This window comes from Morganella sp. BCCO 40_0007, from assembly GCF_032989665.1.
Classification (GTDB): domain Bacteria; phylum Pseudomonadota; class Gammaproteobacteria; order Enterobacterales; family Enterobacteriaceae; genus Morganella; species Morganella sibonii.
On record NZ_JAVBIN010000020.1, the window covers coordinates 1 to 23,621 of the forward strand.

Consider the following 23,621-nt stretch of genomic DNA (forward strand, 5'->3'; position numbering starts at 1 on the left):
CAGTCTCACCTGGATTGTGCTGGCCTTTACCGCGGTGTATATCGGCCTGCGGCTGGCAACGTACGGCTATTACCGCCGGTTATCGGAAGAGTCGCTGATTAAAGAGGCACGCGCCGGGTCGTACTTTATGGAATCCCTTTACGGGATCACCACGGTGAAAACCCAGGGCATGAGTGAGCGCCGGGGTAATCACTGGCTGAATCTGAAAGTGGATTCCATCAATACCGGCATCCGCCTGACCAAAATGAACCTGATGTTCGGCGGGGTAAACACCTTTATTATGGCCTGCGATCAGGTAGTTATTCTGTGGATCGGCGCCACCATGGTGATCGACAACACCATGACCCTCGGGATGTTTGTTGCGTTCAGCGCCTACCGTGAGCAGTTTTCCGGCCGCGCGGCCTCCATCATTGAGTTCCTGCTGCAACTGCGGATCATGAGCCTGCATAACGAGCGTATTTCTGATATCGCTTTAAATGAGCAGGAAAATAAAAAGCCGGATGTACCGTACGAGCCGCAGATGCAGGCCGCCGGGCTGGAAACCCGCAGTCTGGCATACAGCTACGACAGCCAGTCCGCGCCGATTTTCCGCGATATTAATCTGTCGGTCGCGCCCGGCGAAAGTGTGGCGATCACCGGGCCGTCCGGTTCGGGAAAAACCACGCTGATGAAAGTGCTGTGTGGTCTGTTTGAACCCTCTGACGGCAAAGTGTTTATTGATAACATCGATATCCGCCAGCTCGGCGTCAATAACTACCACAAAATGATCGCCTGCGTGATGCAGGATGACAAACTGTTTTCCGGCTCGATCCGTGAGAACATCTGCGGATTCACCGAAAATCCCGACGAGGAGTTAATGATAGCCTGTGCACAGGCCAGTTATATTCACGACGTGATTATATCGATGCCGATGGGCTATGAAACGCTGATCGGAGAACTGGGCGAAGGGCTTTCCGGCGGGCAGAAACAGCGGATATTTATCGCCCGTGCACTGTACCGCAGGCCGCGTATCCTGTTTATGGATGAGGCGACCAGTGCGCTGGATAAAGAGAGTGAATCTTACGTCAACCAGGCGATCAGTCAGTTGCCGATCACCCGGATTATTATCGCTCACCGTGAATCGACTATTGAGTCAGCGGACAGGGTTATTTCCCTGGACGGAAAAAAGAGTAAATAAATCTGTTACCGGTATAAGCGGAGATAATAATTGCCATATGGGGGTTTTTATTATCGTTCAGATTATAACTATTATGGTATTTTCGGGTGTTTATCCGAATTTTCGGAATTTATTTTATTTATCATGTCCGGATGTGTTAATAATAAACTTTTATTTACGGATGAAATAATAAATAACAAACTGGGATGTTAATACTTATGAAAAGAGCAAGTAATATAATGCTGAATGGTATGATTTTGTTATCATTGTCAGCGGTCAGTTTTTTTTCATCAGCAGAGAAATTTCTTAAATCAGTGCCGGGAGCTGTCAATACCGCCGGGCAGGTCAGTCCGGTTTTAACATCACAACCGGAGGATGACGATGATATTATCATTGTTGCACAGACAGAATGGATTGATTCCGGTATTCATGATCAAAAAGACGAATACAGTCTTTTTTTTACCAGAGAAAATCCTAAGATTGATAGTAAACTCAATGTTACATTTTCATTTATGATACAGATAAATGGCGATAAAAAAGTGGAAATGTCTGATAAAGGAAAACCGAATGGTATGTTTTTTAACAGGATTATCGAAAGCTGGTCACTGGACTGCCTGAATTTTTCCGGCCACCGGCTTTCCAGAGTGTACATAATGAATGATAGTATTATTTACTCCCGCAAACTGGATACCAGCCATAAAGATATCGGTAAAGTTGAAAAACTGACGGTATTCCCTGATACAGATAGTTATAATGCAGCAAAATATTACTGCGGAAAATAATTAAAGCTGTTGCGTTATGATACGTTGCTTCAGCAGGTCACTATAAGATGAATAGTAAAATATAAATGCTATTCATCTTATAATAACGGCTTTTTTTAATCGTTAATTTGCAGATAGCTGCGTTTGCAATGAGTTACGTTTGAAAATACAGCTTTATTAAGTCTGATAAAATAAAATTTTTACCTGTTTCATTGTCTGTCGCTTATTATTTATATCTTCCCGTGAATGGTGACGGATGCGTTAATCCTGTTGCCGGACACCGTGACACGGGGCGCTTTCTCAGTATACTGAATACCTTAAGACCGCCGTCCGCGGTGCTGACGGTGTGTACTCACTGACAAGGCAGGAGACAGCATGACAGACAAAAACGCAGTCTTACCCCGGCGCATCAGCGCGAGAATTAAAGATGTCGGTGGCGTACCGGTATCCCGGGTACTGCCGGTAAAAGAGCGTCGTCAGATAGGTGCATGGTGTTTTCTGGATCATGCCGGTCCGGCGGTTTTCGAAGGGAATGACGGCATGAAAGTCGGACCGCATCCGCATATCGGTTTACAGACCTTCACCTGGATGCTGGAGGGTGAAGTATTGCACCGGGACAGCCTCGGATCGGAACAGATTATCCGTCCCGGCCAGGTTAATCTGATGACTGCCGGACGCGGTATCACACATACTGAGGATTCCGCCGGCAAGAATGCCCGCCTGCATGCCGCTCAGCTCTGGATTGCCTTACCGCCTGCGGACAGTATGGTTGCACCGCGTTTTGATCATTATCCGGAGTTACCTGTCTGGCATCACGACCAGATCAGTTTCACATTACTGACCGGCAAATATGGCGGCTGCCGTTCGCCGGTTCTGCATTTTTCCCCGCTGATCGGTATGGATTTGCAGGCTCAGCAGGAAACGACAACCACATTGGATACCCGGCCGGATTTTGAATACGGCATTTTTGTGCTGGAAGGGCGCCTGACATACTGTGATGAGGACTATTCCGCCAATGAACTGGTATATGCCGGTGAAGGACTGCCTTCCGTCACACTGACGCTGATGAAAGGGACACGGCTGCTGTTACTGGGCGGAACACCGGTACAGGAAAGAATTATGATGTGGTGGAATTTTGTCGGTTATGACACACAAACACTGCAGCAGGCAGTCAGTGACTGGAACAACGGTGATATCCGGTTCGGCACGATAGAAAATGAACCCCGGGAGCCGCTGCCTGCACCTCTGTATCCGGCATCGCGTCAGTAACAGATAATGACGGATATTCCGTCGAATACAATATTTCTTATTAATGACAGTTATAATCATTGGCATTCAATGTGCAGTATCATTTCGTATTTCACGCTAAAATAAAAGGGCTAATGGTCGTTATGTTACTGAACTGAACATAACTTTTCTGTTGTTCCGTTATTGAGGTGAACTATGAAAGCAGCTGTTGTCGCAAAAAATAAGACCGTAGAAATCAAAGAGAAAACATTACGCCCGCTGAAATATGGGGAAGCCCTGCTGAAAATGGAATGCTGCGGTGTGTGCCACACTGACCTGCATGTGAAAAACGCGGATTTCGGTGATGTATCCGGTGTGATCCTCGGACATGAAGGTATCGGAGTGGTAACTGAGATCGCTGAAGGCGTCACTTCGCTGAAAGTCGGTGATCGTGCCAGCGTTGCATGGTTCTTCCGTGGTTGCGGCCATTGTGAATACTGCAACAGCGGCAAAGAAACATTTTGCCGTGAAGTAAAAAATGCCGGTTATACCGTGGATGGCGGTATGGCCGAAGAGTGCATCGTTACCGCCGATTATGCGGTAAAAGTGCCGGATGGTCTGGATTCAGCCGCAGCGAGCAGCATTACCTGTGCCGGTGTCACCACCTATAAAGCGATTAAAGTTTCCGGAATCAAACCAGGCCAGTGGCTGGCGATTTACGGCCTCGGCGGGTTAGGAAACCTGGCGCTGCAGTACGCTAAAAATGTCTTTAATGCCAAAGTGATCGCTATTGATGTTAACGATAAACAACTGGCGCTGGCAAAAGAGATGGGGGCTGATCTGACCCTGAATCCGAAGACAGATAATGTCGATGAGCTCATTCAGAAAGAACTTGGTGGTGCACATGCTGCTGTGGTAACCGCAGTAGCCAAATCCGCATTTAACTCTGCGGTTGCCAGCGTCCGCGCTGCCGGCCGTGTTGTGGCGGTAGGTCTGCCTGTCGAAACGATGGATTTGAGTATTCCGCGTCTGGTACTGGACGGCATTGAAGTCGTCGGCTCACTGGTGGGCACCCGTGAAGATCTGAAAGAAGCTTTCCGTTTCGGTGCGGAAGGGAAAGTTGTACCGAAAGTGGCAATGCGTCCGCTCGAAGATATCAATACTATCTTTGAAGAGATGGAGCAGGGTAAATTTACCGGTCGCATGGTTATTGATTTTAAAAACAAAAAATAATCAGACTGATATATTTTTTTCCACCTTATTCAGCCGCCCGTTTTCGGGCGGTTTTTTTATGCCGGAAATAACAGAATTATCCTCTGAACATGATATTTACTCTGTGGGATAATGTGAAAAATCCTTATCCGGAGCATATTACCTAAGCGGAAACAAGGGCGCTATAATGATTATTTAAGATAATATCAGGACAATCTAATGATTAAGATTAACTGGAGTTTTGTTGACAAAGTTGTCTATATTAACCTGACGAAAAGAACTGATCGCCGGGAAAGTATTGAATATCAGCTGAAGAAAATAGGTGTACCGCAGGATAAAATTATTCGCTTCGAAGCTGTTGAAAATGAGAATGGTGCATTGGGATGTACACTTTCTCATATCGGTGTTATGACAATGGCAAAAGGAAACAACTGGAATAATGTTCTCGTCCTGGAAGATGATATGATTTTCAATGATGATGATGAATCACTGGACAGGATAAATTATTTTTTCAGCAGTCTGATATTTTCATCATGGGATGCCGGATTATTGTCGGGAAGTTACTTTCAGCTTAATCAGGAGCATGGCTGCTTTTATCGTCTTTACTTTTCATATTTAACGAACAGTTATATTGTTAATCAGCACTACTATCAGACGCTGAGAAACGTATTTATTAAATCAGCAGAAGAACTGAGTGCTGGTGTACCCAGACATAAATGTTGTCTCGATCTTCACTGGAATGCACTAATGAAAGAAGATAATTGGTATGCAGCTTATCCGTGTGTGGGATATCAGTTAGTCGACCAGAGTGATATTGAACATATAATAACAGATCGTACAACGTCCTTTACCAGAACACTGGATGAAATGTGATTATCGCAGAATTGTTATCACAGAGAAAAAATACTCCCCTATTTCTGTAATAGGGGAGATAAATCAGCCTAATAATCCGAAAGTTGAATTTGGTGTAAAGCTGTTTAATACACGAACATAATGCTTGCGCTGATACTCGGTAAACTCACCGGTACGGTTCAGAGTAAAAATAATCAGGCGATTATTGTTCGGGTTGGTATCTTTATGATAAGGCAGTTTAATCATAGACTGCACCTGTTGCATACGTTCACCCTCTTTCAGATAGCTGTTGGCAATCTGAACAACTTTCATTTTCATCGGACCCAGTTCATGGGTAATCATTTTACCTTCTTCCTGGAAACCGGGTAAATCACGGGTAAAATTAGTCACTTCATTTTCACAAAATTCTTCAACAGTTTCATCTTCAGCTAAAAAGGCCCGGTGAACGATAATATTATACTCATTCAGTGTGGGATCACGATAAATCAGAATATTAATCGTATTGTCAAGGTCAGGCGTTGATGTGATAAAACTGCCTTCAGGAATCATGTACTCGTTATTTTTACTCATAAATAATAATCCTCAAAATATGTAATTACTGATTTTCCTGATAAATTTTGATTTCAACACGGCGATTTTTTTCTCTGCCATCCTGAGAATCATTATCTGCAACCGGATTTTGGGAACCTAAGCCACGGGTAACAAAATGGGTATCAGGAAATCCGGAGGATTCCTGTAACCAGTGTTTTACCTGCTCAGCCCGGTTCAGTGATAAATTAATGTTAATTTTGTCATTGCCGGTATTATCGGTATAGCCTTCAATTAAAATTTTCACATCCGGATTTTGTTTGATAAACGTTAATAACGGCATCAGATATTCTGTGCTTTCTTTTTTTAACTGTGAACTACCGGTGTCAAAGACAATATTTTTATCATGGGCCACATAGAGCGGGCTACGGGAAAACTCTGTAATTGATTTATCCAGTTTATTGATAAAGACCGCCGGTGACGTTAATTCCATGATAAAGAAATGTGGTTTTTCATGCTGAGAAATAGCTGAAGATAATTTTTTCATCTGCTGGATAATAGCAACACGCTGTTGTAATGCATTGGGCGTCGTGGCTTCAAATTTACTGATAAGGTCATTAACTATTGCATTACGCTGAATATTAAATTCGAGTGACCAGAGCAGGCTTCCAGTAATTAGTCCGGCAATTAATACCGGAATAAACAGTAATAAATAGCGCTGTTTTTTATAAGGAACCGGCGTCATTTCAATCATCTGTTTTTTGATCTGCGGCGGTGGTTCCCCGATATTTACCGGTAATGGCGGAAGTGTGAGATAAGACGATATCAGCGGCAGCAGTGCAAATTTTTTCTGAACCCAGCGGGACCAGGCACCATGGCGTGTCGGGCCGTTTCCGTAATCAGAAAACATCAGGTTGGTAAAGCTGAGGACGCTTTCAGAAAACAGGGATTCTATTTCTGCCATCAGACCGGCTTCATCCAGCCAGTTCAGTGTGGACAGTGCCAGTGCATTACGGTGCTGTGCGGCAACCGGATGAGGCCGCCGGTAAACTGTATTCAGTTCTTTGCGCAGCACGGTGATCTCATCACGGAATGGTTTGGGCTGAGTATCATAAAGATTAAATTGTCCGACCCAGATCGCGTTATCCGGATCATGGGCACACCGCTGGCTGCTCAGACGTGAATAAATGATTAACGTGCAGGGAATTTGCTGTTCAAACTGACTGCGGGAAAAGGAATTTTTCCAGCCCGTCAATTTATTCAGCAAAAGGGCGTCGGAATCATTACCGTCCGGTAATACCGGGAAGACAGCACTAATCTGGTAATGGCGGTGTTTCTGACTGATAGCCGCAACCTGTTTGTGAATATCCTCAGGCTTGTTTATCAGCATCCAGATAATCCGGTTATCAAACCGGAGCGTGTCAGCCTCATCCTGCCGGCTGAACCAGGCTCTGGCATAGGGCCCGAGAATAAAGACAATTTCCGGTGCCGTTGTGGTATCTGCGTCGTTGTCATCATGAATCACCACCTCTGAATGTTCTCTGAGACGGACAGCAAAAAGAACCGCGATGATAAACAGTGCGATACACAATCCGCTCAGCCAGATAAACAGATGCGCTTTATCATAAACAGCGAGCCCTGCCTGCGTGAGAGCAAGAAGACTGAATAAAATAATCAGCCATTTTTTTACAGTGGCAAAATTTTTCATTTAAATCAGGGTATCCAGTGTGTCACGAATATAGAGCCCGGTAAAAATCAGAATCGATATCAGGCAAAGGATCTCTGCGGCAAAAATAAGCGGCATATTGACTGTCCGGTAGGTTACCGGTGCCGGATACTCCGGTGCCGGTGGTGTTTCAGGTACCGGTGGTGCCACTGGTTTCGCGGCCGGCAGTACAGGCAGCCGTTTTTCAAATAACGGAATAACCGGTTTCAGTACGGTTTTATATTCCGGTAATCCGGACAGCCGCAGCGCCATCTGATAAGCCGGTAAAAAAACCGCGTTGCGTTTTACATCAGAAAAAAGTGTCAGTTGATCCGCAACATCAAAAGATTCCCGATCAAAACCGTAGAAATAATTTTCCAGTAAATAAGGCGCCCAGGAGAGCTGCTGGCTATCGGTGTATTTGAGGATGATTTTATCCAGATAAATACAGAGCAGCCGGCAGAAGTTCTCAGAATGTGCAAAATAAGGATCTTCCAGTTCCAGGCAATCACGGAACTGCTGAACCGATGTTGATAAGTTCAGTTGTAATTCTGATAAAGAGGGGATAATGGCCTCCAAATCAATAAGTGCATCAATGCACATTATCTTATTGAAGACATCCTGACTGTTTACCATACTTTCTCCACGGTTTCTCCCCAGCCGCACTCCGTAAAGAAAGGTGCCAGCCGGAGTTTTTTAGGAACAAGGTGGGTTTTATCTTTCAGTTTTATTTCGAACTGATAGATATTTTGATCACCACCGGATTCCTGCCTGGTTAACTCTTCGGATGTCAGTCGTTGCATGGCAATAAGCTGATTGTCTTCGGTAAATATACCTAATGACCAGTAATCAATATTATCGTCATTTGCGCTTAATTCAGATTTGTTAATTTTAATCGTCTGGCAATAGTCACTGTATAACTGAGCTATCCATGCTTCCCGTGATTCCGGAATATAATCAAAATAACACGGTTTAGTATTACTCAGCAGTTCTTTGACTATCAGTTGTTCACTGAACATTATACCGGTTAAGTATTCATATTCTTCCAGTGTCCGCTCTGTACCTAAACTGTATTTCCCGAGGATGATATCATCAGAATGCTGAATACCTAATACCTGACGAACCCGCTCTTTTGATAATTGATCCCGTTCAAACCAGCTTTTTTCAACCACTTTTTTTTCTTTTTTCTCCTGGGTATGGTCTCCCCAGATTCGGTCACAACCAGAGCGGCTGTAAAAATGATACAAAAATATTTTGTTGGGATAGATAACATCATAGCCGTGAGTAAATGCTCTTGCGGACATTGATATTTCTTCCCCGAGGAAAAATACCTGCGGGTCATTGGGAACATCAAGTACAAACTGACCCGCTGCAAAAGTAAAACCACCGGCTAAAAAACATCCCCGGGTATACTGTTTATCATCCAGGAATGCGATTGGATTAAAAGAAGGAATATCACCGTCATTAAACTGATTAAATACCATTCTGGCAAAGGTCTCATGACGGACTTCTTCTTTATCCTCTGTCGCCGGGGTATACGCGGGCGGATAGCCGGATACAATTGGTTTTCTGAAATCTTTTTTCAAAGACAGATAGTATTCAATCAGTCTGTTATCCCAGTCCGGAATAAAACGACAGTGAGAATCTATCTGAAGAAAATAGTCTTCATCAGTATAGTATTGTTCACAGCAGTGTCTGGCCCAGCATGCGCCCTGAGCCTGATAATATTGTACAAAGTGAACATTGATTGTTGCCCCCTGATAATTCAGACGGATAACATCCGGATTACTTTCAGAATAGTCTTTTTCTGTTGCACCTGCATCAGTAAAAACAGAAAAATCACGTTTTTCATCCTGCCAGCATACAGAGATAAATAATTTCTCCGGACTGGCGGAATTTTCAACCATATTCTTCAGTGTCGGGATTAATTCGGAATCCCGGTAACTGGCTATACTGATAAAGATTGTATTTTTCATAATGCATTTCTGCTATTTAATATCCAGAGTAATAATAGCGGATGCCGTGAATTTCCCCTGTGCCGGATACGGTTTTCCATCCTGCTTTTTGAGGTTTGCAGTCCATCCGAAATTAGCTTTTTGTCCGCTCTTTAAATTTGTTATATCTATTCTTGTTGAGTTATCAACCATGACCGGTTTTTTCTGGTCATCAGTTATTTCGATGATCAGCGAATCATCATTATTTTTAATGTCACTGACTTTAATATATTTACCATCAGCTGTTATTTTATTACCTTTAATTGATGCTGTAACATTGTAACTGTTGTAATCTGTTTTACATACTATACCGAACTGGAATGGCTTTGCCACTCCGCTCCGGACGTTATCTGCATTGACGGTGCCAAAGTCGACCGGCAGGGGTTTATCAACGGTACAGATCGGTGTACTGGTAATATGAACCTGATTCATGTAGTAAATTGAAACCATGGCATCTTCAATGGTTTGATGACCAACTTTTCCGGCATCAAATAACAAAGCCTGCAAGGGATAGCTTGTATTAAGGTTGACGTTAGCACTTAATTTATAAAATGAGGCAATAAAGCGCCCCCTCGGTGCTTCGAAAGAACTACCACCTTCCGGAGTTTCATCTGCCTGGTATGGTATATTGTATCTTGGTAACGCTCCCTGCGGGCCGCCTTCCGGAGCGGATGTCGTAAATTTTACGCCGATGCCGTCGATTTTTGTTTTGTACATATTCGGATAACCGGGGTAAGGGGTAAGCCCGACAATCGGACGATTCCCGTAAAGAATGGTACTGTCGCAGGAGTATTCGATTACCTGACTCAGTGATTCAGAGTTTATTTGTGCGATTGGTGTATCCGCGCTAACCGGGGCATCAGCCCGTAATTCAATTAGTGTATTGGGAGTATCCAGTCTTTCGGCCTGATAATTAGGTGGTTTTGTCGGCGTACATTTCCCAGCCAGAGCATTACCTGATATTCCCAGTGCGGCCAGTGCGGCCAGTAATTTTATTTTCATGACATATCCTTATTGATATCCAAAACAGCGAGCATGTCAGCGGGGAATAATTTACTGAGCTGAAAGAAGTTTTTCCCTGCCGCTTCTTCGGCATACCTCAGCAGTAAAATAATCGGGTTACCGGGTTCGGTTTGCTGAAACCATGCCCGCACTTCACGGATCCTTTCGAGGGCATCCTGCCGGGTGTTAATGACTTTGTCGCGATAGACAATCCGTTCGGTTGTCACCGTCGTACTATCGCCGTCAACGACGGTTTCTGTTGTGCTGCGGACAGAATCCGATGACTGACTGCGGGCTTCATCCGCCGGGTCATCCCCGGCAAAGACTAATTCAGAGGTTAAATCGGCATCACCATCAGGGGAGACACCGGTTGGCAGTTTTTTGCCGTTAGCGGTCAGATCTTTATTGAATAACGACAGTACCTGAGTCAGTGCCGGAAGTGCCGGTGTTTCATTTTCCAGCGTTTCCCTGGTCAGTTTTTTGATGGCATCCAGAATCAGGGCGGCATTATTGAGGGAGGCGAGTGTTTTATCATTATTCAGGCGCCATTCATTCAGAATACCGGTGACACTCTCTTCCGCGAGGGCATTTTCTTCTTTCGGGATGGCAAAGGCGCGTTCAACGTCTTTGATGGTCAGCTGCAGTCCGTTGATCTTAGGCAGTGTCATCTGCCGTAAATCCAGCATAAAGCCATCCGTATCTTCCAGTTCGGAAATGGCATTGGCACGCATAAACGGCTCAAATTCACCTTCATCGTAAAGCTGAGGATGAATTTCATTCGGAAAGTCTTTCAGCAACTGATACAGCGCGATAAGCCCTTCTTCCAGAGCAAACAGACCAATCTGGCGACTGCGGGCACGGATTAACAGAACGATCAGGCGGATATGCTTACTTTTTTTCATCAGTTCCAGACAGTCACTTTCAATTTCCCGCCAGTTAACCGGTTCTGTTGTTTCGACAAAATCACCGTATTCCGCGCCCATTTTGGGTGCCATTTTGGACTGTAATGTGATGTATAACGGGTCATATTCGATACTTTCGCCGCAGACGAACTTCCCTTCCAGCGGCGTAAGGATTTCTGTATAAAAATCAGACTGAAAAGTAGATTGCAGTTCTTCGCTCACGGTCATTATTCCATTATCGGTTAAATGTGACGGCTCAGTTCAGGTGAGTTTCAGGATCAAAACTCATACCGGATATCGGTTCATCCTGTTTCTCCCGCGGCAGCCAGGCGGCATAACCCAGCTGATGGCTGCCGTCGAGGTTAGCCCGGGGAACCGCGTCAGGTGCCAGCACCAGCTGAACATCCCAGGCATACTCAAAGCCAACAAAGTTACGGACCCACTCTTTGAGAATCGGCAGATCCTCTCCCCATAAACTGAAGCGCATATATTGTTCCAGCGTTAACGGACCCAGGATCAGACTGAATTTGTGTTGTCTGTCCTGAACGGTATTGCCCAGAATGGCGCCTTCTGACAACAGTAATGAGGAGTTCAGATCCCCCATCCGGGTCTGATCGGCCGTTTCCAGAAAAATCCATTGTTTGGTGTATTCCTGCAACTGAACCCGGATATCAAAGTAATACTCCAGTGCACCGGACAGACCTTCAGGATTGCGCGCCTCCCGGATCAGATGAGATGAAGAGGAGAGGCGGGCGTGTGTCGGCAGAACGGAGTTACAGATTTCATCCGGTACCAGGCCGATGAGGGCGCCGATATAAAAAGAAAATTGCTCATCATCCTTGCGATCAAGGGTGGCGACGTCCTGTGAAACAAACCAGTTCCGGTAAAACAGAGACAGTGCGCGGTGGTGAAAGATATTCACAAAATCACGCAGCAGGGTGTCCTGATGTTCCAGCCGGATAAAGGCCTGTTCGGTAAAGTTAACCGGCATCGCTCCCTGCGGCCCCCAAATGCCGAGGCTGTAGAGATCGATATGGCACAAGTTACCTTCGTGATAGATATCGGCTATCTCACGCGGCGCGAAAGCCATATTGGGTGTCTGTCCCAGCCGGTAAGGCTCCTGCTGGGGACGTGCTGCTGTTCCGACGGGCGGCATATCGGGATATTTCGCCGCGACGGCCCGCATCAGGCTGATAAAGCCGCTTTTCCACGGCTCTTCTTCGTTATACCAGCGCGACAGGTCGCTTAACATATTGTGATGCAGATGGCTCATTACAGAATCCCGCGTTTACCCGGCCTTGGTGCCCATTTGGCAACAAGGCCGCGTTGCATTGAATGCAGTTCTGTCTCGGTAAAGACGTTTACTGCCGCGTGACGGGATAAGTAGTTTTCCATCACTAACCCGAATAAATAAGGACTTAACCCGGAAAAACCGACTTCATCCACAGTCAGAACACACTGAACACCACGGCCGTAGACCAGCAATTCATTGCCCGGCAACCGGCGGACAACCGGTTTGGTTTTACTGCCGACCAGACTGTCAATTTGTGTCATTGACTCCTGATCTGCCGGACTGACAAACAGACGCAGCAGATTACGCAGAGATTCCCCGCCCCGGTTGTGATCCATATCGTGCAGTGGCAGGTAGTTAAAACTGAGCTGACGGATAAGCCGCCATGCAGACTCACCACGGGCAAACGGCGGATGCGGCGGACTTGGCTGCGACAGGAAATTGGCGCCATACACCGGAACGGAATCTGACAACGTTAAATCATAATCATTGCTCCGGTCGATCAGGCGGGGGAGGTCGCGGTTAGTAACCAGTGCTTCCACGGAGAGATAACGGATATCGTCATCAAACGGGGCTTCCTGCTGATCGACGAGGGAAATAAAGACTTCAGTACCGATATACGGTGTCAGCGTCTCATATTTACGGCGTGCACTGCCGTTGGCGCGGGTTTCCCTGCGCAGCGAGAAATAACGGCCGAAGTTTCCGGAATCGCTGTGGCGGGTCTGATAAATCGGGTTGAAAATGACCTCACTGCTGTTTTCTGCCTGTTGTCCCATCACTTTGCGTACAGAAAAAACTTCATAGTCCAGCGGCCGGCTGCGATCCGGTACAACGTGAAAATCATTCAGCGCACGGTTAATTTCGATTTTATCGATTCGTTTGGGAAACAGATTGATAACCGGTGTGCAGAACAGCAGAAAACGATCTTTATCAATATGACTGATAAGATCCTGAGGAAAACGATCCAGCAGAATAATAATTTCCGCTTCATTGGTATCATTATGGCGCAGAGCATCGCGCAGATGATTGAGCGTAAAGAAATAAAAGCGCTGGCGGCAGGAAAAATATTCCTGAACCAGGTTATGACCGTGGAACATATTCCACTGAACCGGCAATAATGCCTGGTCAGGCTGCAGGCCCTCAAAAGAGACACCACCGTTGACGATAGTGGTATCTTTCTTCTCACTGCCGCCGCTGCGGATAATCATGGCGACATAATGCGCGTGGATCAGCTCAAAAATATGTGAGACAACACGTTCGTCACCATCAATATAAAAAGGCAGTTTGTCGAGATTTTCGAGCTGGGAAAACAGGTTATCGCCGTCAAGCTTCAGTTTTATCCGTAACGCACCTTTCAGGCGCGAATAAGATATTCTGTATTTTTCCAGGCTGGAAATATCCGGCGGGATTGACGTCAGCCGGACATCTTCGATTTCAACCGGCCATAATGTCAGATTCTGACTGCTGCGGAATTCGCAGCGTGATTGTTCACCCGGCAATAACCGGGTAAACATCTGACTGTTCTTCGGAACATGATAGCCGTTCGACAAATCACCTTCTTTGGTATTAGGATGCAGCTGAATTACCCCCATTGACGGGGTCTGGGCATTATAATTGGGGTAAATAACGTCCAGGAAACGCTGGGTAAATTTCGGGAATTCGGCATCCAGTTTTACCTGGGAACGCGCTGAAATAAAACAGAATGCCTCAATCAGCCGCTCGACATAAGGATCAGCAACTTCAATACCATTCATGCCCAGACGACCGGCGATTTTCGGATGCTTTTCCGCAAACTCACCGGACATTTCTTTCATAAACGTAAGTTCCCGATTGTAAAAATCAAGAAATTTCTGATCCACGGATATACCTCTGAAAAGAAATGAATTATGAAGGCAATTATCAGCCTTAAAAAATAATAAAGATCTAAATATGAAAAGACACTGAATAAACTCTGGTTAAAAATAAAGGTCATACGTTCATACCGATATCGGATAAGTCTGTATTACCGTGTTATTACCTTGTGGTAAGGAAATTATATGATGAAAAAATAAGTAATTTTCAATGTGAACATAATGTGATTAATTTATGAATGCCGGGTGTTCATCTTTTCCGGAGGGCGTTTTTTAGTTTTTATTATATCGATTGTATATTATTTGGGGATATATGCTTAATCATTTCATTCATCGATCTATTTGTATTTAGATTAATTATTTATAAGGGTGATATGATAGTTTACTCACGGAATCCTGGTTTTTTATTTTGTTTTTTATTATTTTATGTTCATTATTGTTATTAACTCTCTGTTTATCATTCTTTTAAATTTATCTGACTGGTGTTGTTTTTATCTTATTGTTTTTTATTGATTAATTTGTTGCTTTCCTGACCATTGTCATAAGAATTTTCTAAATTGATATATTTATTTTTTCTCGTGGTTGTGTTTTTTTTATTTACATAATAGTCTTGGTGTAAAGACACGAAGTAAACCTCAGGATAGTGTGTAGTGCATATAAGGATTAATGCAGAGTATCAGGATGTTACCTTAAGAATAAACTTAAGGTTAATTCTTATTGTCAGGTAATATTATTTGCTTTTATTATGAATCAGCATTTATGAAAACACACTTATGTTTATGTATTCCGGATATGTGTTAATTTAGTTATTTATACGCATGCGTGATTATGCGTAATACATATTGTATTTATAACATATTGTGTTTATAAACCGTGCACCTGCTAAGGGTGAATTGTTAGTATAAACAACACTTGATTAGGTAATAATTGTGGCTTTCAGCAGACAGAGTTTATTTGGCAAGCTCGATACGACTTTATTCCGGAGTATCGAAAGTGCAACGACCTTATGTAAATTAAAAGGCAACCCTTATGTTGAACTTGTCCATTGGATGGTTCAGCTGTGGCAACAGGAACAAAGTGATCTGAGACAAATTGTCCGTCACTTTCAACTCGACATCCAGTTAATGGAAAAAGGGATGGATCAGGCACTTCTGCGGTTACCGTCAGGCGCCAGTTCTATTTCTGATTTCTCTTATCATATTGAAATGGCAATTGAGCGTGCATGGGTATGTGCAAGTCTGGAATATTCAGAGAGCGCTATCCGCAGCGGCCATTTATTACTTGCCTGCCTGACGACAACGGAGTTGCGCCGAGCATTATCCGCGATTTCACCGGTATTTGACAAAATTCCGCTGGATATTCTGGCGTCAGATTTGGCATTCATTACCAAAGACTCGCCGGAAGCAGAGCAAAATGCAACGGATAACAGCGATCTCGGCGGTAAAAACAGCCTGCCGGGTGAAGCCAGCAGTGCTATGGCCGGTGAGCAGGGCAAAGCAACACTGGCGCAGTACACCACTGATCTGACTGCGCTGGCCCGTGAAGGCAAAATTGATCCGGTGATCGGCCGTGAGCAGGAAATCAACACGATGATTGATATTCTGCTGCGCCGCCGTCAGAACAACCCGTTACTGACCGGTGAAGCCGGGGTGGGTAAAACCGCACTGGTGGAAGGGATGGCACTGGCTATCGCATCCGGTCATGTACCGCCGCCGCTGGCAAAAGTTCGTCTTCTGAACCTGGATATTGTTGCACTCTCTGCGGGTGCCAGCATGAAAGGTGAATTTGAATCCCGCCTGAAATCCGTACTGGAAGAAGCGGTTGCTTCCCCGAATCCGGTCATCCTGTTTGTGGACGAAGTCCATACACTGGTCGGTGCGGGTGGTAACAGCGGAACCGGTGACGCGGCAAACTTATTAAAACCAGCTCTGGCACGCGGCAAGCTGAGAACGATCGGCGCCACAACCTGGAGTGAATTCAAACGTCATATTGAGAAAGATCCGGCTCTGACCCGCCGTTTCCAGGTATTACAGGTCGACGAACCTTCAGAAGAGAAGAGTGTGGCCATGTTGCGCGGCCTGGTGCCGATGCTGGAAAAACATCACAGCGTCTGGATCATGGAAGAAGCACTTCAGTCTGCGGTGCGTTTATCTCACCGTTATATTCCTGCACGTCAGCTGCCGGATAAAGCGATCAGTCTGCTGGATACTGCCTGTGCCCGTGTTGCGGTTGCCCAGAATATTGCGCCGAAGGATTTGCAGGAACTCCAGTATAAAACGCAGACAGCATCGTCTGAATTATCACTGGCAGAAAAGGCACTGAATTTCGGCCGTGAAGACAGCGATACCCTGAATGCCCTGCAGGATAATATTAAAGCGCAGACAGCCCAGGCAGAAGAAATGGAAGCCCGCTGGCTGAAAGAAAAATCAGCAGTGGCGGCCATTGTGGAAATCCGCAGTCAGATTCAGGCGTTAATCAGCGGTGACAAACCGGCTGACACTCCTGCTCCGGTTGCTGAAGAATCTCATACTGCCGCAGCTGAAACCGGCGATACCGCGGTGGCTGAAGCTGTCACGGAAACTGTTGTGCTCAGTGAAAAAGAGCAGCTGGCTGAGTTGCAAAAACAGCTGGCAGAGCAGGAAAAAGCACTTGAGGCTATCCGTCAGAACCTGCGTGAAGATGCGGTTATCCAGGCGGAAGTTAACGCAGCGGTTGTGGCATCGATTGTCGCGGACTGGACCGGGATTCCGGTCGGCCGGATGATGAAAGATGAACTGAATGCTGTTCTGGAATTACCAAATCATCTGGCAGAACGTGTTATCGGGCAGCAGCATGCACTGGATATTATCAGTGAGTCTATCCAGACCTCGCGTGCCGGACTGGCGGATCCGCGTAAACCTATCGGCGTCTTTATGCTGGTCGGGCCGTCCGGTGTCGGTAAAACCGAAACCGCGCTGGCCATTGCCGAGCAGCTGTACGGCGGTGAGCAAAACGTTATCACCATCAACATGAGTGAATACCAGGAAGCTCACACCGTATCGTCCCTGAAAGGTTCGCCTCCGGGCTATGTCGGTTACGGTGAGGGTGGTGTGCTGACTGAAGCTGTCCGCAGAAAACCTTACAGCGTTGTGCTGCTGGATGAAGTGGAAAAAGCTCATCCGGATGTTCACGAATTGTTCTTCCAGGTCTTTGATAAAGGCCGTATGGAAGATGGTGAAGGCCGTGTAATCGACTTTAAAAATACCATTATTTTACTGACCAGTAATGCCGGCAGTGATCTGATTTCAAGCCTGAGCGCTGACCCGGATACGACCCCTGATCTGGACGGTATGCGTACCGCATTACAGCCGGAACTGCTGAAAGTATTCCCGGCCGCGTTCCTCGGACGCCTGAGTGTGGTGCCGTACTATCCGTTACAGGATGAGTCACTGGGCCGGATTGTCCGTATTCATCTGGATCGGGTCGGTCAACGTTTGTCCGCACAGCATAATGCGGCATTCGAATACGGCGACGATGTGGTGGATTCAATTATCAGCCAATGTTCCGTGGCTGAAACTGGTGCGCGAATCCTGATTCGTTTCATCGAGCAAAATATTTTACCAAAAATCGGTTTACATATTTTAAACCGGAACACGGAATCTGCAATTCAGAAGGTCATTCTGAGTTGCGATAATCAAAATGGATTTACCGTCACCTCAGAGTAAGACGCGGTAACCGTTTTATGGAAAGCAGTGAAGTACATAATCATATATTAAGGATATAGATATGAAAAAAATCAAGTTAGCATTATTAGTGGCAGGTTCTTTAGTTGCCGGTGCAAGCACCTCGGCTTTTGCAGGTGAAGGGCAGGGTACTGTAACGTTTAACGGTGAGTTAACTACTGAAACCTGTAAAATTACCAGTGATAAGGATCAAACGATAAAATTACCTACAGTGTCTATTAAAACACTGGCTGCAGCTGGTGACGAAGGTGGTTATAAGCCTTTCCAAATAGAGGTTGACTGTTCAGGGGCTGAAGCCAGCGGTCTTGATGGTAAAACTGTCGCTATACATTTTGAGCCGATCCCAAAAACAACGGCTTGGGACTCTACAACAAGTAACCTGAAGAACAATGATGCGACTGGCGCTAAAAACGTTCAGGTCAAGATTTATAGTACCGATGGTGGCCAGCAGGTTCATGCCAAAATTGGTGAGACCGGAAAAGGGGTGAAAATTGAAGGTACTAAGAAAATGACTTTCAATTATGTCGGCGGTTATTACGCCACAGCTGCGACTACAGCCGGTCTGGTAAATGCCACAGTTATGTATACTCTGGTTTATCAGTAACAGATGTACCGGACAGAGCCGTTATACGGCTCTGTCTTTTAATTAACAGAGGTTATTATGTTAGCAAAATCTATAAAAGCGTTATTGATCACGTCTCTTATTTCCGGCATGGCGCAGAGTGCGGTTGTTATAGAAGGTACCCGTATTATTTTTGACGGCGGAAAGAAAGAGCAGGTTGTCAGAGTTAATAACAGGGATGAAACTCAGCCGGTATTAATTCAGGCATGGGCGGATGATGGTGTTGACATTAATAACATTAATAACCCGAAACTACCGTTTGTTATCACACCGCCGATAAGCCGGATTGAACCGGGAAAAGGGCAGAGTATCAGGGTTATTTATAATGGTATGTCCCTCCCCCAGGACAGAGAATCTGCGTACTACTTTAATGTTCTGGAAATTCCGCCGCAAACAGAAGAAGGCCGGAATGCGGAACAAGTCCTTGAACTGGCCTTTAAAACCCGGATTAAACTTTTTTATCGTCCCGAATCTTTGCGCAAAAGCATGGCATCCGCTGAAACTGATAAAATCAAATGGAGTGTGGTGGATGTCCCCGGAAAAGGTACAGGCCTGAAAGCGGAAAGTGCATCACCGCTTTATATTACGGTCACCGCAATAAAAGCAAATATTAACGGAAAAGATGTTCTGTTTGATGGTGATATGATTTCACCAATGTCTTCAGCGGTATATACCCAACCGAAAGACGCTCAGAAAATAAACGGAAATATATCAGAATTTTCCTTTGTCATTCTGAATGAATACGGCAGTCAGATTACCACAAAAATGACAAAATCAGGGGCAGGATTTTCTATCGTTAAATAATACTGTTTAAAGGGATTTAATTCAGGCGGTTAACAGGGAGTGTAACTGCCGATAACAGGAGTATTAGTATGAGACAACGTCAATGGAGATTAATGCTCTGTTCTTTTTTATTTCCGGCCGTATCATTTGGCAGCACTACTTCATTGGCTGATGAAAATAGTGCAGGTGACGGAAAAATGGATTATAACGCCAGTTTTATTCAGGGACTAGATGTTGATGTTTCTGATTACCGTTATGGCAATCCTGTACCGGAAGGAACCTATACAGTTGATGTGGTTATCAATGAAAATAACAGAGGGAAGCGCAGTATTGTATTCAGGAATATATCTAATGATAAACGGGCTGATGCGTGTTTTACGCCTGAGCAGCTCGAAGAGTTAGGTATTATTGCTGATAATAAGCTGGCCGGTCAGTCTGAAAACAATATTAATAGCGGCGATGGTTCCTGTCAGCCGCTTTCCGCGTATGTCAGCTATGCAAAAGCGTATTATAATACCGGAGATCTGGTATTAAATATCACGGTTCCCCAGGCGAACCTGAAGCACAAGCTTTCAGACTATATTGATCCGTCACGCTGGGAGGCGGGGGTAACGGCACTGTTTATTGACTATAACCTGAACAGTTATTTATCAAACAGTAAATCCGGTAACAGCAGTGATAAAGAAAACTATTACAACACAAATATTAACTGGATGGCTGGCTTTAACGTTGCCGGATGGCGTCTGCGTAACCGCAGTAATTCCGTATGGTCCAAAAATAACAGCTTCAGTAATAAAAATATTCAGCTCTATGCTGAAACGGATATTACCCCATGGGAAAGCCGGTTAACACTCGGTGAAACTTTCACCAGCGGTCGTATTTTTGACAGTTACGGTATCCGGGGGGGAATTCTGGGTACAAATACAAAAATGCGCCCGGATTCTGCAAATAACTTCAAACCCGTCATTACCGGCATTGCAGACAGCAATGCCCGGGTGTTAATCCGCCAGAACAATTATACCATTTACGAAACAACGGTGACGCCGGGCCCATTTGAAATCAGTGATTATGGTGCACTCGGTACCAACGGTACATTGCAGATGGTGATTATTGAAGCGGACGGCCGTGAGAAAGTTCAGGATATTGTGTTCTCAGCACCGCCGATGATGTTAAAGCCCGGAACACTGCAGTATGCAATTTCTGCCGGGGAATTACGGGACAGTTCTGCCGGTGCGTCACCGGCCGTGGTGGAAGGGGAATTACTTCAGGGGATAAATAACTTCCTGACCTGGTATACCGGCTTCCAGGTATCTGAAAATTATAAATCGGTGGCTATCGGTAATGCATTGAATACCCCGATCGGCGGTATTGCGCTGGACATGACCCATGCCCGCAGTGACCTGAAAGAGAAATCACAGTCCGGTGAGTCGTTCCGGATCAGTTACAGCCGGTTGTTTGAGGAAACAGATACCAACGTTGTTGTTTCCAGTTACCGTTATTCCAGTGATGGTTATCTGAGTTTCCGTGATGCGTCCATGATCAGATCACGCGGAGAAAATTATAACGAGAGAAGAACGGATGAAAACGGAAAATTAATTAACAGTTATCTGGGGGTCAACGCCAAAAACCAGTATTCACTGAACCTTAACCAGCGCTTGTGGAACAACAGTTCTGTCTCTGTTATGGGCAGCTATTATGATTACTGGACGGACAGACAGGCATCATCACAGTGGTCGGTTTCTTATCAGCAAAACCTGGAGTATTTCTCTTACAGCCTGGCTTACCAGCGGTCAAAAACCAGTGAAAATACCTATGATAATACCTATGTGCTGAACATTAATATTCCGTTGTACCGGGGTTATAACTATCAGCCGGCGTTTAACAGTCTGTCGCTGACCACAACCCGTAATGCGGATGGCAATACGTCATTCTATACCTCCGCATCCGGTTCACAGGGGGATCAGAGTGAGCTCAGCTACAATATCGGTGCGACGGCTAACTCACATTCAGACACCAGTGATTCACTGACAGCATCAGCGAACTACCGGAGTGCCGTCGGCACCTATGGTGTTACCGGATCGATGAATAACCGCTCTAACCGTCAGATCTCGTTTTCAGCGAACGGCAGTATCGTTGCGCATCCCGGTGGTGTGACCCTGGGGCCATCTGTCGGTGATGCACCTTTTGCGATTATTGAAGCTGATGGTGCAGAGGGCGCTGCAGTACTGAACGGCAGCGGCAGTAAGATTGACGGCAGAGGTTATGCCATTGTTCCTTATCTGAATTCATACCGTGAAAACCAGGTGGGCCTTGATGCCAGTAAAGCGGGACCGAATGTGGACCTGATAGATGACCTGGCAACAGTGGTGCCGCGTGATGGTGCGGCGATTGCTGTGAAGATAAAAACCAGTGTCGGTAAACCGGTTGTACTTATCGTTAAAGATAAAAATGGCAAATTCCTGCCGATCGGAACCAATATCTATGACGGCAGTGGTGAATATCAGACTATCGTCGGCCAGGCCGGAATGGCTTATTTACGCGGCTGGGATGGCAGCAGCGGAGCATTATCTGTGAAATCAGGAACAGCCGGTGAGTGTGTAATCAATCCGGAACCCGGTATTGCACAGAAAATTGCGGCTGCAGATAACTCAGTGATTCAGGTGGAGGTCAAATGTATTTAATGAATATTATCAAGAAATACGGAATATCATTATTCCCGCGAGCAATGGTTTTATTTATTCTTTTAGGAATATTTACATACTCCCGTGCTGAAGTTATATGTGATAATTGTGACCTCAAGAATATTGAAGTTGAATTCAAGGGTATATACAAAGAAGGTACGTGTATTATATCAGTCAATGGCGGATCATCGGATGGAACAGTATTTTTACCGACGATATCGTACAAGACATTATCATCAGCCGGAAAAGAAGCCGGGGCAACTAAATTTACCGTTGCTCTGGATAATTGCCCGAAAGACGTTGAAGCCGTACTTTTTTTCAAAAGTGATAGTAATCTGAGCCCGGTAAATAAAAACCTGAAAAATAGTGTCGGTGCAAATTTTGCAAAAAATGTTGAACTGCGTATCCGGAATGATCAATCAACGCATATTGGCATTGATGACCCGCTTTCTGGCCAGTCTTATTTTATTTCCGATGTAAACTCGTCAGTGAGTAAAGATTATTATGTGTCTTATTTTGCCGGTGATAATGCAGTTTCAGCAGGCAATGTAGTAGCGAAGTCAATCCTTGAGGTTATTTATAAATAACATCCGGGGTTTTTGAAAGTAATATGTTCACAACAAACAGATTTATCCCGGTTTATATTCAGTAGTAATGTTTAATATGTAATAACGCCTTTGCTCATCAGTCTGGTATTGTTTTTGGCTAATGAATGCGGCTAATTTGAGTGAAGTAATATTAGTAAATTTACTAATCAAATTAAACAAAAAAGAGAAACACGGTATGAGAATTAATAACGGTAGTGCTCAGAAGTTCATAGCAAGAAACCGCGCTCCCCGCGTGCAGATTGAATATGATGTTGAAATTTACGGTAGTGAGAAAAAAATCGAATTGCCATTTGTAATGGGTGTATTAGCTGATTTATCCGGTAAACCTCTGGAGCCGCTTCCGCCTGTTACAGACAGAAAATTCCTGAGCATCGATATTGATAATTTCGATGACCGCATGAAGGGCATGAAGCCGCGCGTGGCTTTTGCTGTACCTAATACCTTAACCGGTGACGGTCAGCTGATGGTCGATATCACATTTGAAAGCATGGATGATTTTGCGCCGGATGCGATTGCCCGCAAAATCGAGCCACTGGCTGAGCTGCTGGAAGCACGTACTCAGTTAACTAACCTGCAAACCTACATGGATGGTAAGGCAGGGGCGGAAGGTCTGATCATGCAAATTCTGCAGGATAAAGAACTGCTGAAAACCCTGGCGTCTGCACCTAAGCGTGAAGACAAAGTTTCAGATCCGTCTCAGGACGATTAAGAATTGTAGGTGACAG

Annotated in this window: 19 protein-coding genes; 11 read left to right on the forward strand and 8 right to left on the reverse strand. The window is 45.2% G+C overall.

Translation table 11 applies throughout. The features are described 5' to 3' along the window. The 5 genes from R5268_RS18620 to R5268_RS18640 form a co-directional block, all read left to right on the forward strand. On the forward strand, positions 1-1,177 hold a 1,177-nt coding region (locus tag R5268_RS18620), incomplete at its 5' end, for a peptidase domain-containing ABC transporter (RefSeq protein WP_317420401.1). A 632-nt stretch (positions 1,178-1,809) separates the two neighbouring features. Next, the gene (locus R5268_RS18625) at positions 1,810-1,938 is read left to right on the forward strand and encodes a hypothetical protein (RefSeq protein WP_273746053.1); all 129 of its coding nucleotides are present in this window, start codon (positions 1,810-1,812) and stop codon (positions 1,936-1,938) included. A gap of 354 nt (positions 1,939-2,292) precedes the next feature. Continuing rightward, a complete protein-coding gene (locus tag R5268_RS18630) occupies positions 2,293-3,186 on the forward strand; it encodes a pirin family protein (RefSeq protein WP_317420402.1) in 894 nt (297 codons plus the stop codon). 174 nt (positions 3,187-3,360) lie between these two features. Next, entirely contained in the window at positions 3,361-4,377 is a 1,017-nt protein-coding gene (gene adhP, locus R5268_RS18635; RefSeq protein WP_182108191.1) for an alcohol dehydrogenase AdhP, read from the forward strand. A gap of 198 nt (positions 4,378-4,575) precedes the next feature. Beyond that, positions 4,576-5,229 (forward strand): glycosyltransferase family 25 protein, encoded by a 654-nt coding sequence (locus tag R5268_RS18640; RefSeq protein ID WP_218454504.1) that lies wholly within the window; start codon positions 4,576-4,578, stop codon positions 5,227-5,229. 63 nt (positions 5,230-5,292) lie between these two features. Here the strand turns inward: R5268_RS18640 and R5268_RS18645 are convergent, their stop codons facing one another. The 8 genes from R5268_RS18645 to tssF are packed head-to-tail and all read right to left on the reverse strand — an operon-like array spanning position 5,293 to position 14,489. Further along, the gene (locus R5268_RS18645) at positions 5,293-5,778 is read right to left on the reverse strand and encodes a DcrB-related protein (protein WP_046893932.1); all 486 of its coding nucleotides are present in this window, start codon (positions 5,776-5,778) and stop codon (positions 5,293-5,295) included. Positions 5,779-5,803: 25 nt separating this feature from the next. Next, a complete protein-coding gene (locus R5268_RS18650; RefSeq protein ID WP_317420404.1) occupies positions 5,804-7,444 on the reverse strand; it encodes an OmpA family protein in 1,641 nt (546 codons plus the stop codon). Beyond that, positions 7,445-8,077, reverse strand: coding sequence for a hypothetical protein (locus tag R5268_RS18655; RefSeq protein WP_218454502.1), 633 nt, complete (start codon positions 8,075-8,077; stop codon positions 7,445-7,447). Beyond that, a complete protein-coding gene (locus R5268_RS18660; RefSeq protein WP_317420407.1) occupies positions 8,071-9,417 on the reverse strand; it encodes a GlcNAc-transferase family protein in 1,347 nt (448 codons plus the stop codon). The genes R5268_RS18655 and R5268_RS18660 overlap by 7 nt, the downstream gene beginning before the upstream one ends. A gap of 12 nt (positions 9,418-9,429) precedes the next feature. Continuing rightward, positions 9,430-10,437, reverse strand: coding sequence for a fimbrial protein (locus R5268_RS18665; RefSeq protein ID WP_317420409.1), 1,008 nt, complete (start codon positions 10,435-10,437; stop codon positions 9,430-9,432). After that, positions 10,434-11,561 carry an ImpA family type VI secretion system protein gene (locus R5268_RS18670; RefSeq protein ID WP_317420411.1) on the reverse strand — a complete coding sequence of 376 codons (1,128 nt, stop codon included), beginning with the start codon at positions 11,559-11,561 and terminating at the stop codon, positions 10,434-10,436. The genes R5268_RS18665 and R5268_RS18670 overlap by 4 nt, the downstream gene beginning before the upstream one ends. Positions 11,562-11,595: 34 nt before the next feature. Beyond that, complete coding sequence (gene tssG / locus R5268_RS18675) at positions 11,596-12,612, reverse strand: type VI secretion system baseplate subunit TssG (RefSeq protein ID WP_107680669.1); 1,017 nt, start codon at positions 12,610-12,612, stop codon at positions 11,596-11,598. Then, positions 12,612-14,489 carry a type VI secretion system baseplate subunit TssF gene (tssF, locus tag R5268_RS18680; protein ID WP_317420413.1) on the reverse strand — a complete coding sequence of 626 codons (1,878 nt, stop codon included), beginning with the start codon at positions 14,487-14,489 and terminating at the stop codon, positions 12,612-12,614. The genes tssG and tssF overlap by 1 nt, the downstream gene beginning before the upstream one ends. A gap of 920 nt (positions 14,490-15,409) precedes the next feature. On the opposite strand from tssF, the gene tssH reads away from it, so the two are divergent. The 6 genes from tssH (at position 15,410) to tssB (ending at position 23,605) form a co-directional block, all read left to right on the forward strand. Then, positions 15,410-18,184 carry a type VI secretion system ATPase TssH gene (tssH, locus tag R5268_RS18685; RefSeq protein WP_317420415.1) on the forward strand — a complete coding sequence of 925 codons (2,775 nt, stop codon included), beginning with the start codon at positions 15,410-15,412 and terminating at the stop codon, positions 18,182-18,184. A gap of 61 nt (positions 18,185-18,245) precedes the next feature. After that, entirely contained in the window at positions 18,246-18,806 is a 561-nt protein-coding gene (locus R5268_RS18690; protein ID WP_218454496.1) for a fimbrial protein, read from the forward strand. 57 nt (positions 18,807-18,863) lie between these two features. Continuing rightward, entirely contained in the window at positions 18,864-19,628 is a 765-nt protein-coding gene (locus R5268_RS18695; protein ID WP_317420417.1) for a molecular chaperone, read from the forward strand. Between the two features lie 176 nt (positions 19,629-19,804). Then, positions 19,805-22,288, forward strand: coding sequence for a fimbria/pilus outer membrane usher protein (locus R5268_RS18700; RefSeq protein ID WP_317420419.1), 2,484 nt, complete (start codon positions 19,805-19,807; stop codon positions 22,286-22,288). Then, the gene (locus R5268_RS18705) at positions 22,279-22,875 is read left to right on the forward strand and encodes a fimbrial protein (RefSeq protein ID WP_317420420.1); all 597 of its coding nucleotides are present in this window, start codon (positions 22,279-22,281) and stop codon (positions 22,873-22,875) included. The genes R5268_RS18700 and R5268_RS18705 overlap by 10 nt, the downstream gene beginning before the upstream one ends. Positions 22,876-23,071: 196 nt before the next feature. Then, on the forward strand, positions 23,072-23,605 hold the full coding sequence (gene tssB, locus R5268_RS18710; RefSeq protein WP_029991537.1) for a type VI secretion system contractile sheath small subunit: 534 nt from the start codon (positions 23,072-23,074) through the stop codon (positions 23,603-23,605). Positions 23,606-23,621: the final 16 nt, after the last annotated feature.

Bases quoted from the DNA above. Each gene is read 5' to 3' on its own strand.
- R5268_RS18625 (WP_273746053.1), top strand. From the start codon at position 1,810: ATGAATGATAGTATTATTTACTCCCGCAAACTGGATACCAGCCATAAA.
- R5268_RS18630 (WP_317420402.1), top strand. From the start codon at position 2,293: ATGACAGACAAAAACGCAGTCTTACCCCGGCGCATCAGCGCGAGAATT.
- adhP (WP_182108191.1), top strand. From the start codon at position 3,361: ATGAAAGCAGCTGTTGTCGCAAAAAATAAGACCGTAGAAATCAAAGAG.
- R5268_RS18640 (WP_218454504.1), top strand. From the start codon at position 4,576: ATGATTAAGATTAACTGGAGTTTTGTTGACAAAGTTGTCTATATTAAC.
- R5268_RS18645 (WP_046893932.1), bottom strand. From the start codon at position 5,778: ATGAGTAAAAATAACGAGTACATGATTCCTGAAGGCAGTTTTATCACA.
- R5268_RS18650 (WP_317420404.1), bottom strand. From the start codon at position 7,444: ATGAAAAATTTTGCCACTGTAAAAAAATGGCTGATTATTTTATTCAGT.
- R5268_RS18655 (WP_218454502.1), bottom strand. From the start codon at position 8,077: ATGGTAAACAGTCAGGATGTCTTCAATAAGATAATGTGCATTGATGCA.
- R5268_RS18660 (WP_317420407.1), bottom strand. From the start codon at position 9,417: ATGAAAAATACAATCTTTATCAGTATAGCCAGTTACCGGGATTCCGAA.
- R5268_RS18665 (WP_317420409.1), bottom strand. From the start codon at position 10,437: ATGAAAATAAAATTACTGGCCGCACTGGCCGCACTGGGAATATCAGGT.
- tssG (WP_107680669.1), bottom strand. From the start codon at position 12,612: ATGAGCCATCTGCATCACAATATGTTAAGCGACCTGTCGCGCTGGTAT.
- R5268_RS18690 (WP_218454496.1), top strand. From the start codon at position 18,246: ATGAAAAAAATCAAGTTAGCATTATTAGTGGCAGGTTCTTTAGTTGCC.
- R5268_RS18695 (WP_317420417.1), top strand. From the start codon at position 18,864: ATGTTAGCAAAATCTATAAAAGCGTTATTGATCACGTCTCTTATTTCC.
- R5268_RS18700 (WP_317420419.1), top strand. From the start codon at position 19,805: ATGGATTATAACGCCAGTTTTATTCAGGGACTAGATGTTGATGTTTCT.
- R5268_RS18705 (WP_317420420.1), top strand. From the start codon at position 22,279: ATGTATTTAATGAATATTATCAAGAAATACGGAATATCATTATTCCCG.
- tssB (WP_029991537.1), top strand. From the start codon at position 23,072: ATGAGAATTAATAACGGTAGTGCTCAGAAGTTCATAGCAAGAAACCGC.